Source organism: Ruegeria sp., assembly GCF_965199275.1.
Taxonomy (GTDB): Bacteria; Pseudomonadota; Alphaproteobacteria; order Rhodobacterales; family Rhodobacteraceae; genus Ruegeria.
Genome location: NZ_CBDAQX010000013.1, coordinates 1 through 13,290, shown reverse-complemented (window position 1 = coordinate 13,290; position 13,290 = coordinate 1). Strand labels below are relative to the sequence as shown.

The following is a 13,290-nucleotide window of genomic DNA, read 5'->3' as shown; positions in this document are numbered from 1 at the left end:
GGCAGGCGGAAGGGATCGGGGGCATTCATCGCGCGCGCGCCTCGCGCCGGTAGCGCCGCACGGTGCCGGTTGCAATACGCAAGGCGCGGGCGATCTCGCCTGTTCCCAGGCCGCGCCCTGTCAGCCACAGCACCACCGCGCGGCGCGCCAGCGGCACCTCCAGCACATGACCGCCACAGCCCTGCATGAGCGCCTGTGCAGGTGCGTGACCCAGAAGGGCGATCAGGGCCTGGCCCTCGGGGCTTTGATCGCGCGCGGGCACCCGCCAGCTCCGCCCGCCATGTTCCAGCGCGATGGCAAGTGCTGCCTCGCGCCCGGCGTGATCGGCAATCTCGGCCAGGGAGGCCGGCAGGGGCGCGGATGCGCAAGTCTGATGCGGGCGGGTCAATGGTCAGGTCTCCGGTGGGCGCTCCTTTGGTGCCGCAGGCTCAGCCGTTCGGCGCGGTTCGAGATCGGCCCGGCCTGGGCGCTGGTTATGGTGACGAGTGCGACCGTGCCATCTGCCGTGCGCCGCAGATGAAACCGCAGGCCCTCGCGGATCACCGCGCCCTCGCCAAAGGTGCGCATGGCGGCCTCCGCGCCCGGCACCTGCGCCGCAATCCGCGCCCTCAGCCCCTCCACATCCACACCCCAGCTGCGCTCGAGCCAGCGCAGCACCGCGTGATCGGTGACATGCAGCGACCCGGTCATGCGCCCTCCTCCGGTGCGGGCCCGGAGCGGGCCAGCATCGCGCGCAGCGACCGGATCACATCGGTGATGCAGCCCGTATCGGTCAGCGCATCCACATCGAGGGGCACAAAGGCCCAATGCGCCCCGAAGCGCGCGCGGATGAAGGCGTTGAGCCCGGCGCGGCCCGGGCGTTTCAGCGCGCCCCGGCGCCCCAGTTCGCCCCAGAGCGCGTGAATGAGGCGCACGTCACCCCTTTTGGCTTTGGGGTGGGGGTTTGCGCCGCTGTGGCTGTCCCGGTGGGCCGCGCTGGCGCCCTTCTGACCGCCCCTGTGGACGCGCCCTGTGCCATCCGGGGCTCCGCCCCTGTGGCCGCCCCCTGTGCCATCCGGGGCTCCGCCCGTTCGGCGCTTCATCCGTCCACTGGACGGATGACCGGTTGCACCGGACCGCGCCTCACCCTGCAGCGTGTTGAGATGGGCCAGCAGCAGGACCAGGTCGCGGGCGGACATGTCCCGCATCGACGCCTTGCCGGTCACAGCCAGTTGCACATCATGGCGTGCGTCCGCATCGAGCCCGAGGGCGCGGCAGGCCCCGTGCGCCCCGCGCATCAGCCGGGCGCAGTCCCCTTCGGCATATCGGCGGGTGCGGGTCATGTCACCGCCGCCCCGCCCTGCGCTTTGCGCGCCGCGCGTTCGAACCTCTTCTGCCGCCGCGCGATCCGCATCCGCTGCGCTTTGTGTTCGGGCGCCTTCATCGGCAGGTGCGTGACGGGCAGACCGGAGACCCCCTCGGGGATATGCCTGATCCGCCCGGCCGCCACCGCCGCGTCGATGAGCCTGCGCGCCTCGGCGGAGAGCGGGTCGCGCGTCATGCGGGTGCCAAAGACCGCCACCGCTCAGCCCGCCTTGGCCAGATCGATGCTGATCGGCTCCCAGGCCGCATCGGGGGTGGCGCGGCGATAACAGCGCATATAGGTTTTCGAACCCACCACCCGCATCGCATCGCGGATCGCTTCCATCGCCCTGCGCCAGCGCCCGTCCGCGATATCGAGCCGCAGCAGGCTGTAGATGCCGGCGCGCGCGATCTCGCCCTCCTTGTCGACCTGGAAGGCGTGGGAGACGATGGTGCGGATCTCGGCGCGGCTGCCCTCGGCCCATTCGGCCAGGCATTCCTCCACCAGGTCGCGCGCCACCTGCAATTCGGGGCCGAAGGCGATGCGATCGGCGATCTGCACCTGCACCTTCATCGTGCCGTCATAGGACATATAGGTGCGGTTGCCCTTGACCGAGCGGCGGCTATGGCCGCCATATTCGGCCTCCAGGATCGCATCAAACCCGCCGATCTCATCAAAGCAATGGGACCGGAACCGCCCGATCTGCCCCGAGAGATCACCGGCAAAATGAATGACCCGGCGCACCATCTCATCCTGCAACTGGTCCTGCGGGCGCACCATCTCGAGCGGCGTCAGGCGCCCTTGTGCGTCGCGCATGTAGCGCGCACCATCAATGTCCACCGTGGCCGCATCGATCCAGTTCAGCGGCGGCAGGCCCAGAGATACGGGACCGGCTTCGCTCTCCGGGTCACAGCCCTGGTCGATCCGGGCCTCGGGGCCCCTGTCGGGATGCGGGTTTGTCTGTGCCATAACATGTCCTTTCGATGTGTTGACTGTTGCAGGGGGTCTTTTGCATCCGCCGTCAGCCCTCGGCCGCGTCCTCAAAATCCACATGCGCGAAGATCGCCGGCAGCCCGTCTTCCAGCCCGACCGCCTCGATCTCGTGAAAGCCGCCCGGGATGTCGGCGATCCAGACCTCCTCATGGGCGGGCAGCTCAGAGAGCCGTTCGATCAGCTCCTCTACGCTCATGACAGCTCTCCCGCCGCCGCTTCGATATCCGCCTCGGAGATCGCCTCGCGCCCGGCCCCGCGCGCGATCATCCAGGCCCGCGCCAGATGGCGGCGCAACCCGTGCAGCCCGCCGGGGCCTGCGGCGGCGGCGATCAGATGTTTCATCTCGCGGGCGCCCGGTTTGCGTCCCAGGGGCCCTGCGGCAATGGCGGCCACATCGTCGCGGGCCAGCGCCTTGAGATCGACCCGCATGCCGATCCGCCCCGTCACCTGCGGACAGCGCGCCAGCGTCATGCGGATGGTGTCATCGCCGATGAGCGCCAGCCCGCAGCCGGCCATGTCGCGAATGCAGCGGAGCTCATCAAGCAGGGGTGCGCGCAGATGATGCGCCTCATCGACCACGATGAGCGCGCCGCGCCCCTCAAGGCCGGCCACAATCGCCTGCTCGGCCTCCATGGAATGGGTCGGGCGTGCCCCCGCGCCAAGGGCTGTGCCGAGCCGCGAAAGCAGCCGGGGCAGGGTCGTGAGCGTCGGCGAGGCGCGCAGCCAGATCGCCTGCGCCCGGCCCGCGCAATGGGTCTCGGCCGCCCAGGTCTTGCCGCGCCCCGAGGGGCCGTGGATCAGCGCCAGATCGCCGGCGGCCTGCGCATAGGCCAGGGCGGCACTGACCGCCCGCGTGGCACAGGTCTCGGCATGGGCATCGAGCCGGGCCCCGCCAAAGGCATGGGCGGCGCGCTCGGCGCGGGTATCAAGCCAGCGCCCGATCCGCGCCTCCACGGCGTCATTGTCGCCGCCATAGCTGCCGTTCAGCCAGCTTGAGAGCGTGGGGGCGCTGACCCCGGGACCGATCTCGGCCGCAGCCCTGGCGCGCGACAGGCCAAAGGCGGCCATTTCCGCCTCCACCCGCGCCCGCAGCTCCGCCGGGGCGGGGGCGGGATCGAGGGCGGCAGAAGCGGGATCGGGGTTCGCAGACTTCCCGCGCGCCTCACGCGCAAGGGGTGTGATGTTTTCTGCCGGTTCCATCGGGGGCTTCTCCTCTCTCAGATGTCTTCATCCAGAAACAGTTTCGCGGCCCCTGACTTCCGACATTTTTTCGTATAAGTCATTGATATTATTATGCCTTGGTTGCCAAAAGGCACTACACGGACTTTTTTCGCCAGCGATTGTTTCGGAGTGTTGAGGGAGCTCAGGCTTTGGTCTGGCCAGTTTTTCGGGTGCGCCCGGGGGGTATCTTGAAAGGGGCTTCGTTCCAGGTCAGGCCGACGCAGGTGAGGATGCGTCTGGCATCGACCGTGGCATGGCTTGGCATGCCGTAGCGGTCAGGGGTGCCTTTGTGGCGCAGGATCGAGAGCTGCAATGCGTTCAACTCGTTGCGGATACGAGCCGGGCTCATCGGGTGTCCGAGCAGGTCCAGATGCTTGCGCAGGTGCTGCAGGCAGCAGAAGGCCATGTAGCAGATGGCGATATGGGCCCGGACCCGACGCGGCGACCAGTGATAGATGGGCCGGATTTTCAGATCGTGCTTGTTGGTGCGGAAGCAGGCTTCGATCTCCCACAACTGGTGATAGCGGGCAATGACGTCCTGTGCCTCCAGTTCGTCCGCACCATGAACAACAATGGCATGCAGCCCGTCCCATTGTGCCGCTGCCTTGATCTTTGCATCATCCAGCGTGACGTCCCCGCTGTCGGGGAAGGCCAGGAAGCGGCCATATCCCCGGCTGCTGAAGCTGCCGGGTTTGCGAGAGCGCTTGAGCTTCTTGTGCAGCTTTTCGATTGCCTTGTCGCGCTTGTGGGCATCATTGCGTGCCCGGGTGGGTGACCAGGTCACAATGACCCGCGCTCCCTCCTGGTCGATCACCTTGTACCAGCCCTTCTCGGTTGCCTCTTCAGAACCGTGTCCAGCCCAAGGCTGGCGTCCCTCCGGGCTCAAAATGTTCGCCTTCACGGCGGCCGGGGCGGACTTCATGCGATAGCCGAGGATGTAGGGCAGACCCTTGTTCTGCAACATCTGCTGGTTGTCCTTGCTGAGCATGGCGGCATCGGCCACGAACGTGACCCTGGCCACGTCGAAGCGTCCCTCCAACGCCTTCAGCGCAGCTTCCAGCGTATGACCTTCCCAGGTGTTTCCCGGGAAGAGTTCATAGCCCACAGGCAGCCCATCGGAGGTGACGATCAGCGCCAGCATGACCTGAGCGCGGTGATGCTTGCCATCCTTGCTGAAGCCCTTGGCCAGAAGATGATCCTGCTCGACCCCGTCCGCATCCTCGGCCGGGTCCTCGCGCTCGGTGTCAAAGGCCAGGGTCGTGCAATCGTAGAACAGCACGGTCACTGGCCCGCCCAGCAACTTCTCTGCCGCCGCGTGAGAGGTTTTGCAAATCCCGTCTATCACCGGCGTATTGATGTAATCCATGCTCCGATAGACCACGTCCAGATTGAGCGTGATGCCTGCCTGGTTCTCCAACGCCTCCACGGTCGCGCGCTTGCTCTCGGGCTGTGCGATCCGCGCCATAACCAGCTCTTTCACAATGCGATTGGCACTTTTACGCGCCGCCCCCAGAAGGGCCCCCCAACCCAGTTGGTCATACATCGTCCCCATGACATCCCGCAGACCCAGAGAGACCCGCGCCTCCTCACGGCACTCGGCAAGATCAACGCCAAGCTTGTCCGGCCGCGGAGCGCGGCGCACCAGCGCCTGCAGATCGGCATATTCCGTGGGCGTGAACAGTTCCATTTGCGGCGAGCGATCAATGCGTAATTGCTCCATCAAGCGGCCCGCCAGACGCTTGATATCCTCAATCTCGCTGTCGTTATGGGCCACACCCACATGGCGCAGGATCTTCTGGCGTACCTTGGAGCCGGTGCGGACGGATTCAACGATCTGGATCCGTGTGCGGTTGAGCTTTGCGTCATGTTTGGTGCGGATGAACATGGGCGAAGAGGTTAGCCATCTGAAGGCCCATGTCAATACTTTTTATAATAATGGGGCACTACAACGCGCCTCTGAGCAACCACACCTGAAAACAAACCAAAAACCCAGTCAGATCAACAAAAAGGTCGGAAGTCAGGAAACAGTTTCGCGGCCGCCTCCAGCGCGGGGCTGGCGCCCCCGGCCGTCCGGCGGGAGGCTTTGGGTGGGCCGCTGCCCGCAGACCCGCCTGCGCCTGCGCCATCACGCGCCTCGGCCGCCTTGCCGGCCTCCTTGAGTGCCGGCGTCTCGTGGGGTTGATCCGCCCGTGCCCCGGTGCTGGAAAAGGCGATCACCTTGCCCGCCGCCTCCTCAGACGCGCTGAGCACATCCTCCATCGCCCCCTTGGGATTGTGGGCGCGGGCCAGATCGCGGGCGTCCTTGCGGGCGGCCCTGTCGGCCTTGCGGGCCCGGGTTTTCGCCTGCGCCGCAATACGAGCCAGATCAGCCCCGGTGCGCGCGGGGTCCTCGGCCATGAAGAGAAACCGCCCCTCAGGCGAAAACACGAAAAGACGCGCGGGATCGGCAGGGTCATAGCGCAGCTCCACGCGCTCGCCCACGCGGGTGCCCATCTCCGGGGCCATGTACCAGATACCCCCCACCGAAAGGCCGTGCTTGGAAATGGTGCGGCGCGGCCCGTCTCCCGAGCGGCTCACCGGCTCGGCCAGCAGCGGATCAAGCGCGCGCGGATCGCTGATCTTTCTCAGCGGCTCCGCCCAAGCCGCCATGCGCTGAAAAGGGCTCCCGCCGGTGCCGCCATGGGCGCGGCGCCCATAGATGGCCTCGACCCAGATGTCGCATTTGCGCTGCAGCTCCGCCCCGGAAAGCGCGATGTCAAAGGTCTCGGCCGCGTCCGTGCCGCGTCTCTGGGACATGGACTTTTTTGCCTCAAGCTTCTTGCGGTCCATCACGTCATGGCCGGTAAAGCCCGGCAGGAAGGCAAAGAGATCGCGCGTCATCGTGCCGAAAAAGCGCTCGATATAAGGTTTTGCCTCGGGCGTATAGGGCGGGCAGATGTCATGCTGGATGCCCAGGTCCGAGAGCACCCGGGTGAGATGGCGCGAGGTGTAGTCCCGGCCCTCATCGGTGCGCGCCACCTCCGGCACGCCCCAGTCGACAAGGCAGCGCCGCAGGAGCGCGCAGATCGCCGTTGCCCGGCTGGTGGGCACCACCAGAACCTTCGCCCGGCGCGCCCAGACATCAATGGCCCCCACGATCGTATGCCGCCCGTCGGTGCAGATCACATCCGCAGGCGTCGAATCCAGTTCCCAGAGCGCGTTGGGCGCGCGCACTTCCGCCGCCGCGCACCCAAGCGCAGGGGCCAGCCGCGCGCGATGCCCGTCAGGATCAGAGACGGCCGAGAGCGCACGGGCGTTCTCCGCATCGCCCCGCCAGGCCTTCAGCCAGCGTTGTGTCGCGCGCAAGGACGGCGCCTTGCCATAGCGCGCCTTCAGCACCCGCTGCACATGGGAGGCGGTCAGGTGTCCCCCGTGCTCATGGATCAGCGCAAGGGCGCAGTCGCGCATCTGCGCGTCACTGAGCGGCCCGCAGCGCCCGCGCCCGGGCCGGTCGGTCAGCACCGCCAGCCGCGCCTCGGGTGCCAGGCCCTGGCAGGTCAAACGCCAGCGGCGCACGGTGTCACCTGTCACCCCGGCCTCGCGCGCGGCCCGGGCATCCGCATCCGCCCGCGCTATCCCTGTGGCTATCAATCGCTCGGAGGCCGCCACCGCATCGAGCCGCATCCGCGCCTGCGCCAGTGCGGCAGACGAGCGGGGTGCGCTCGGGGGTGCGTCTGAACGAGACGGAAGACCGGCGGAAGGCACCGTGCCTGAACGGGTCTTTGAGGGGGCCTTGAGAGCCCCTTTAGCGGGTTTTGAATTGGACAGGCAGGGGGTCGTGCGGGCGCCTTGCAGGGGTGCTGCAGGGGGCGGGTTTGGCGATATGGCGGGTTTGGGTGGTGCGAATGTCATGGGCTATGGCCTGAAATCCCTGCCGGCAAGGGGCCGGCTTGTTCCGGGGTGGCGTCATCAACCGTCATGGCGTCGTGACGGTTTGCATCCGTCGCCAGGCGGGTGAGCGACGCGCTGACTTTTCCGGCCAGCTTCGTAACCCTCTCCTCCAGCGCCCGTCCGATCAGGGCCTCCAGTGACGGGGCCAGGCGGCGGCGTGCATTGCCGTGCAGACTTGCAACCGCGACCGCAAGATCCTCCGATTCCGTCGCAGCGAGAATGCGGCGATAACCCTCCTCCACCATATCAAGGCCTGCCTCGATATCGGCGCGCACACCATCAACCACGCGCCGCGCCGCATCGGGCCCCGCCCGCTCGGCCTTCAGCGCCTCGATCTCCGCCTTCAGTCGCGCGTTTTCACGCTCGGCACGGCCCCTTGCGGAGCGCTCCGCCATCACGCCGCGCAGCCGGTCCACGGACCAGTTGTAAAGCGAGGCCTCGGCCAGAACCGCGTCGCCCTCTTCCGGCTCCAGCCCCGCCACTTCGGCATGATGCGACCAGCTCAGTTCGTCCCGGCGTCGGGACGGTTCGATCCGCCGCGCCACCGAGGCGCGGTTCTTCAATGTGCCCAAAGGCACGTCCAGCTTTTCCGCCAGCCGCGTCATGTCGCCATAGGCCGTCGGGCGCTCGGCAACCCAGTCACCCATCTCCCAGGCAATGCCGTCAAGGCCACGGTCGAACGCCCTTTCGCGCGCCACAATCGAAAGGCCCTTCTCTTCCCATTCGGCATCAAGGCGCGCCTCTATCTGTTCGCGGGGCTCAATCATTGCGCGTCCTCTTTTCCAGTGTGGCCTTGCTGATCTTCGGGTTCCGGCAACACGGGGGCGCGTTCGGGCGCCCCTTGAGCCGGTGGCGGGACCGGCCTCACAAGCCGGTAGAGAAAGATGCGCTCCATCGTCATCGGATCGATACCCTGGCGGCAGGCAATCTCCGCGCCGTTGGCGCGCAATTCCGCCACGGCCGCATTCACGGCGCAGACATCCGCCCCCGTCACGATCTCGCGCGTCGAGTGCTCCCGCCCGTCGCGCAAAAACGCGTGCAGGCGCTGCAGGCGCGGGGAGCGGGAGAGGCGCGCCGCATGCATCATGAGCGCCCTCCCCCACAGGGCGCACCGCCACCCGCAGGGGTCTCGTTGAGATGCGCAAGCACCTCCGCCACCATCAGCGCCGCCCCATCACAGGCCTCGATGCGCGCCTGCGCCCGGGCAATGCCACGGGTCACCGCCTTATGATCGCGCCCGCCAAGGGCCGCACCGATGCGCCCATACGTGGCTTGCGTGAGGGCAGCGCACAGGCACATGGCCATCTGCCGCGCCTGTGCAACCTCCCGATCCTTGAAACCCCCGCGCAGCGCATCCGCCTCCAGCCCGGCCACATGGGCGCTCACCAGGACAATCCGCGCCAGCGCGCGGTCCTGCCCGCCCGGCAGATGCGGCAGCGGCGCAAGCTCGCTGAGCAGGGCGCGCAGCTCCGCGCGCGAAAGGGGCGGTGTGTCGCTTTGCGGGACGGGTGCGTGCCCCGTCGCAGGGGATGTTTCCGGGGTTATCTCGGGGAGTGTTTCGGGGGCGGTCTTGTCGTCCGCCTCGCGCCCGATCCTGTCGCCCGTCTCAAACGCCATCACGCCGGTGAGCGCCGCCTCTGCGCGGGCCATCGCGCCGCAGGCTTCAAGCTCTGCGCCAAGGGCCGCCGCCTTGCGCAGTCCGCCCAAGGTGGCTTTGGCGGTGCGGGCATCCATGCGGCCGCAGGGTTCGGCCGGGCCGATCGACCGGCCCGCCTCCGCAAGGGCGCGGCGCAATTGCCGGAAATCGGAGGCGGCGCTCATGGGCTCACCGCCCAGGCAAGCACCAGCAGAACCCAGAGTGCCCCGAACAGCGAGACCGCGCCAATGAGATCGCTCAGCCAGTGATCGTCCAGGGCGCGGACGAGCCGGGCAAGAAGGCCTCCACGGACAGGGCCGTGGGGGCAGGTGCTGCGCGCTACAGGCGGGCGCGCAGAGCCAGGGAGTAACCGGTCAGGGGTGGCGGCCGGGTCAGGCGTGACGCCCTCCCCCGCCGCCGGTACCATCGGAGATGCAAACCAACCGATGGAGGAAAAGATGGATCCAGATAACGCCGAAATAATCGCCAAGGTCGCAAGCCGCTCAGCCCGAAGCACACACCATTTACTGATCGCGCTGATTGCCTCCCTGATCGACAGCGGCGCGCTATCAGCGGAGGTATTTGCGGAAAAACTCAACGATATGGAGCGCACCATTCGGAGCGTCAGCCCCGAAGACGCCTGGGATGAACTGGAGATGAGGGTCACGATCAGCCTCATTGATCAAATTCGTGATCTTGTTTCTGGCGGCGAGAAAACGTCACCCTGAGCGCGGCGGCGATCGGCCCCCTGCAATCCATCTCGTCGACGAGCACATTGATCAGCCGATCAGCCGGATCGGCAATCTCGTCAAGATTCGGAGTAGGATGGTTATGCATGGCCGTTACCTCGTTGCTGCAGGGGTGTCGGGCGGGCGGATCATGACAGACCCTCCGCTTTGGCAGGACCGGGCGTAACGCCTGGTCCCGCCGCCGGTTCCATCGGAGATGCAAACCAACCGATGGAGAGATAAATGGATGCGGAAAAATACATGTTAATGACGGAGATCGACCGGCGTATAAGTGAGGCCGGCAATCGGGATTTTGAAACGATCATGAGCATTATGCGCCCCCTCATGGCTGTGGTCAGGGCAGGCCTGCTTTCGGGCGCGATTTCTGTTGATGACGCCATTAAGCTGCTGCCCCCGGGCCGGAATGAGGATCAGGATCGCGGGACGATTGAGCAGTGGGCAAACCCGCGATCCGGCGAATGAACGCACGATCATAGTCGTTTATCTCGATACCCGCCCCGGAGAGATCGTACTCAATCCAGAACACGCCAAGGTCCGAAGATGCGGTGGCAAAGGCGGCGATGACCTTGCGGGTCGCAAGGCGTTCCACCGGGTCTTTCCGGGTTGCCAGAACATCCACGCCACAGATGTATTGTTGCCTGTCGAAGAGTGTGGTGATCATGCAGTCCGGTCCTTGTTCATAGCGTGAGGCGGGCGTGGGGGAGATCATGACAGGCCCTCCGCTTGCGGCCCGGGCGTGCCGTCCCCGCCGCCCTCCCAGACCGGCAAGAGGCCCGCCACGCGGGTGGCCAGCGCGTCCCGGCACGGTGCGCAAAGTGCTGTCATGCGCGCGCAGGCCACGGCGTCGGGCTCCATCAGGTGATCATCCACCCGGATCAGCGCCAGCTCGTAGACGCCCGCAGGGCCGCCGCCGCAGTGATCGCAGCGCCCGCTCATGCAGCCGCCTCCGCAGCAGGCGAGCCCGGCGTCGGTGTCGGGCGCGGGATGTCAGAGGGCCAGTCAAGGTCCGAAGGCCAGTGGTCGGAAAACCATTGGGTGACGCGGATGTGGAGACCGGTCGTACAGGTCCGCTTTCCCGAAGCGAGGTCCACGAAGAAAGAGCCCCGACCAGCAGCAAGATGCCCAGCCCGCCACAAGCCGATATTGCGGGCTTTGGCGTAGGTGCGCGCAAGGATGACGAGTTTTGCGTCTAGGACATTCATACCCCACCTAATGGGGTAAATATGTCCTTGTGTCAACTTAGATGATGACGAATAGGGTAGATATGACCTATTTGAATCCCGTATTTGAAGCACTGGCCGCGAGCGGTCGCTCTGCCCGCGATGTTTCATTAGAAGCCGTTGGTCACGATGCAGCAGTTAAAAACATAAAGCGGGGGGTTGATCCAAGAGGGCTTACGCTCATTAATCTCTGCCGCGCCCTTGGCCTCGAGTTCTACATCGGCCCGCCGCGCGATGGTGCGCCTGTCGGCCTGCCGCGCGCGCCGAACTGGAGCGCCTTCACCGAGGCGACCCTGCCGCACCGGGGGCTGGCCACCTGCTCGGTGCAGGGCTGGTCGAAGAGCCAGCCCTTGCGCGACCCCCTGCCCAGACCGGAGGATATCATGGACGATGACGCTTTCTGGGTTTCGGCCACGGGGCAGTCGATGATCCCCGAAGGCATCGACGGGGGCTGCGTGTGTCTTGTTTCGCCGGGCCGTGAGGTGCGGGACGGGGACCGGGTCTGGATACTGGATTTTCAGGGGCGCGCGGCGATCAAGCGTCTGGTGGAAAAGACAGAAACCGGTTCCCTCAAGCTCCGGGGCTGGCTTCCCAAACGCGACGGCGAGCAGCAGAGCTTTGACGAGGAGCGGCTGCCGGCGGGCATCCGCGAGGTCTACCCGGTGGTGGCGGTGTTCCGGGGCAAGCCGGGTACGGAAGGGGCCGAATATATCCCCGACCCGAAAGCGCCTGCCCCCGCCGCGCCACCCGAGGGATCAAATGTCGCCCCTGTGGAGCGGGTGCCGAAGGCGATCACCGACATGCTGGGCCTGCCCGAGGGCGCAAGCGCGGATGCGGTGCTGAAAGCGATGGAGGCAAAGATTGCCACCCGGGGCACGGCCCATGCCACGCCCGTGGCGGCGCTGGAGCGGAAGGTGGCGCGCGCGCTCAAGTCCGAGACGCGGTCCCTGAAGGACGATCTGGAAGCCAAGCTGGATGCGCTTGCCGCCCGCCTGCCGCCCGCACCGGACGAGGACGAGACCCGAATCAGTCTGCCCTTTGCCGGCGACGTGCGCGCGGCGGCGGGTGCGGGCGAAGAGGTGTTCGAGGAAACGGAAATGAACTTAAGCATTCCGAGCGAGGCCCTGCCACCGGGCCTGAAGCCCGAGCGCGCCATTGCGCTCCGCGCCGAGGGCACATCAATGCACCCCACGATTCGCTCGGGCGATATCCTGGTGATCGATCACGGCGACCGGGAGGCGCGCGAGGGCACGGCTTTCGTAATCCGCACCGAGACCGGTCTTGTGGTCAAGCGGCTCAGACAGAAGGGGCACGGGGGCACGGGGGAATGGATCATGACCAGCGACAACCCTGAGGGCTACCCGCCGCGCCCGGTCGGGCCGGGGGACCATATCCTGGGCCGGGTGATCTGGTTCGGGCCGGAGAAGGCCGTTGTGGTGGGGGGGTGATGATAGGATCAAACGGCGAATCAGTGATGAGGATGGAGATATGGACAGCAACCGAATTATTAACGGCGCTATTAACGGCGCGATAAGTGCAGTATTGGCAACGGTGTTTATTGGGCTGCTCACCGCCGCCGCAAATTTGTTGTCCAACGGCAAAATGGCTGAAGCCCTGGGCGCGGTATCTGATCGAGAGATGAAACAGGTCATCAGCGATTTCGACAAAAAGATCGCACCGAAGCTTGAGGCTTGCAGGGTGTGTTTTCGGGAGGTGGCTAAATCACCAAATCAGTGCAAGCCTCAATATCCGGAAGCGGAAACTTGTAGCGCTTGAACTCCAGCAGTGCCTCACCCGCCGCCTGAGATCAGCAACTCGCTGACCCGCTTGCTGGCCTTTGCATTGGCCGAATAGCGCGTCTCGACCTCTTCGCAATCGGCCCATGCGAAGATCTCGCGGATCTCTGCCCGGTCATTGATCGACAGGATGAACCTTCCCTTGATGCCTTTCAGCAATTCCGCCATGCGCGCAAAATCGGCGCGCGCGAACATGTGCGGGCCATAATCGCCCTCATGGCCCAGGTAGGGCGGGTCGAGATAGAAGAGCGTGCCCGGCGCGTCATAGCGGGCAATGAAGGCCTCCCAGTCCAGGCATTCGATCACGACCCCTGCCAGGCGGGTGTGCAGGTCTTCCAGCAGGGGCTCCAGCGTTGTGAGGTTGAAGCGCGCGGGCCGCTCCTTGCTGACCCCGAAGCTGCGC

At 66.1% G+C, this 13,290-nt stretch carries 18 protein-coding genes; 3 read left to right on the top strand and 15 right to left on the bottom strand.

The genetic code is table 11. The features are described 5' to 3' along the window. Window positions 1–25: 25 nt before the first annotated feature. The 12 genes from ACOERD_RS08180 to ACOERD_RS08125 all read right to left on the bottom strand — a co-directional run bounded on the left by ACOERD_RS08180 (window position 26) and on the right by ACOERD_RS08125 (window position 9,307). The gene (locus ACOERD_RS08180) at window positions 26–388 is read right to left on the bottom strand and encodes a hypothetical protein (RefSeq protein ID WP_419738331.1); all 363 of its coding nucleotides are present in this window, start codon (window positions 386–388) and stop codon (window positions 26–28) included. Beyond that, window positions 385–690, bottom strand: a complete 306-nt coding sequence (locus ACOERD_RS08175) for a hypothetical protein (protein ID WP_419738332.1) — start codon at window positions 688–690, stop codon at window positions 385–387. The genes ACOERD_RS08180 and ACOERD_RS08175 overlap by 4 nt, the downstream gene beginning before the upstream one ends. Next, entirely contained in the window at window positions 687–1,322 is a 636-nt protein-coding gene (locus ACOERD_RS08170; protein WP_419738684.1) for a hypothetical protein, read from the bottom strand. Before ACOERD_RS08170 ends, ACOERD_RS08175 begins: the two co-directional genes overlap by 4 nt. Continuing rightward, window positions 1,319–1,540: a hypothetical protein gene (locus tag ACOERD_RS08165; protein WP_419738334.1), complete on the bottom strand. Its 222-nt coding sequence runs from the start codon at window positions 1,538–1,540 to the stop codon at window positions 1,319–1,321. The genes ACOERD_RS08170 and ACOERD_RS08165 overlap by 4 nt, the downstream gene beginning before the upstream one ends. A gap of 24 nt (window positions 1,541–1,564) precedes the next feature. Next, complete coding sequence (locus ACOERD_RS08160; RefSeq protein WP_419737797.1) at window positions 1,565–2,311, bottom strand: DUF3164 family protein; 747 nt, start codon at window positions 2,309–2,311, stop codon at window positions 1,565–1,567. A 52-nt stretch (window positions 2,312–2,363) separates the two neighbouring features. Further along, on the bottom strand, window positions 2,364–2,531 hold the full coding sequence (locus ACOERD_RS08155; protein WP_419737798.1) for a hypothetical protein: 168 nt from the start codon (window positions 2,529–2,531) through the stop codon (window positions 2,364–2,366). Further along, complete coding sequence (locus tag ACOERD_RS08150) at window positions 2,528–3,535, bottom strand: AAA family ATPase (protein WP_419738683.1); 1,008 nt, start codon at window positions 3,533–3,535, stop codon at window positions 2,528–2,530. The genes ACOERD_RS08155 and ACOERD_RS08150 overlap by 4 nt, the downstream gene beginning before the upstream one ends. 163 nt (window positions 3,536–3,698) lie before the next feature. Continuing rightward, window positions 3,699–5,441 (bottom strand): IS1634 family transposase, encoded by a 1,743-nt coding sequence (locus tag ACOERD_RS08145; protein WP_419737624.1) that lies wholly within the window; start codon window positions 5,439–5,441, stop codon window positions 3,699–3,701. A 113-nt stretch (window positions 5,442–5,554) separates the two neighbouring features. Then, entirely contained in the window at window positions 5,555–7,447 is a 1,893-nt protein-coding gene (locus tag ACOERD_RS08140) for a Mu transposase C-terminal domain-containing protein (protein WP_419738682.1), read from the bottom strand. Next, window positions 7,444–8,253, bottom strand: a complete 810-nt coding sequence (locus tag ACOERD_RS08135; RefSeq protein ID WP_419737802.1) for a hypothetical protein — start codon at window positions 8,251–8,253, stop codon at window positions 7,444–7,446. The genes ACOERD_RS08140 and ACOERD_RS08135 overlap by 4 nt, the downstream gene beginning before the upstream one ends. Next, entirely contained in the window at window positions 8,250–8,573 is a 324-nt protein-coding gene (locus ACOERD_RS08130) for a hypothetical protein (protein ID WP_419737803.1), read from the bottom strand. Before ACOERD_RS08130 ends, ACOERD_RS08135 begins: the two co-directional genes overlap by 4 nt. Further along, window positions 8,570–9,307, bottom strand: coding sequence for a helix-turn-helix domain-containing protein (locus tag ACOERD_RS08125; protein ID WP_419737804.1), 738 nt, complete (start codon window positions 9,305–9,307; stop codon window positions 8,570–8,572). The genes ACOERD_RS08130 and ACOERD_RS08125 overlap by 4 nt, the downstream gene beginning before the upstream one ends. A gap of 273 nt (window positions 9,308–9,580) precedes the next feature. On the opposite strand from ACOERD_RS08125, the gene ACOERD_RS08120 reads away from it, so the two are divergent. After that, a complete protein-coding gene (locus ACOERD_RS08120) occupies window positions 9,581–9,850 on the top strand; it encodes a hypothetical protein (RefSeq protein ID WP_419737805.1) in 270 nt (89 codons plus the stop codon). Window positions 9,851–10,250: 400 nt separating this feature from the next. Here ACOERD_RS08120 and ACOERD_RS08115 read toward each other — a convergent pair whose 3' ends face one another. Together ACOERD_RS08115 and ACOERD_RS08110 are read right to left on the bottom strand one after the other, a co-directional pair. Next, window positions 10,251–10,532 carry a hypothetical protein gene (locus tag ACOERD_RS08115; protein WP_419738681.1) on the bottom strand — a complete coding sequence of 94 codons (282 nt, stop codon included), beginning with the start codon at window positions 10,530–10,532 and terminating at the stop codon, window positions 10,251–10,253. A 44-nt stretch (window positions 10,533–10,576) separates the two neighbouring features. Then, window positions 10,577–10,807: a hypothetical protein gene (locus tag ACOERD_RS08110; RefSeq protein ID WP_419738680.1), complete on the bottom strand. Its 231-nt coding sequence runs from the start codon at window positions 10,805–10,807 to the stop codon at window positions 10,577–10,579. Window positions 10,808–11,117: 310 nt separating this feature from the next. On the opposite strand from ACOERD_RS08110, the gene ACOERD_RS08105 reads away from it, so the two are divergent. Beyond that, entirely contained in the window at window positions 11,118–12,539 is a 1,422-nt protein-coding gene (locus ACOERD_RS08105; RefSeq protein ID WP_419738679.1) for a S24 family peptidase, read from the top strand. A 40-nt stretch (window positions 12,540–12,579) separates the two neighbouring features. Further along, window positions 12,580–12,867 (top strand): hypothetical protein, encoded by a 288-nt coding sequence (locus tag ACOERD_RS08100; protein WP_419738678.1) that lies wholly within the window; start codon window positions 12,580–12,582, stop codon window positions 12,865–12,867. Between the two features lie 14 nt (window positions 12,868–12,881). Here ACOERD_RS08100 and ACOERD_RS08095 read toward each other — a convergent pair. Continuing rightward, window positions 12,882–13,290: DNA adenine methylase (locus ACOERD_RS08095; RefSeq protein ID WP_419738677.1), on the bottom strand; the 409-nt coding region annotated here is incomplete at its 5' end.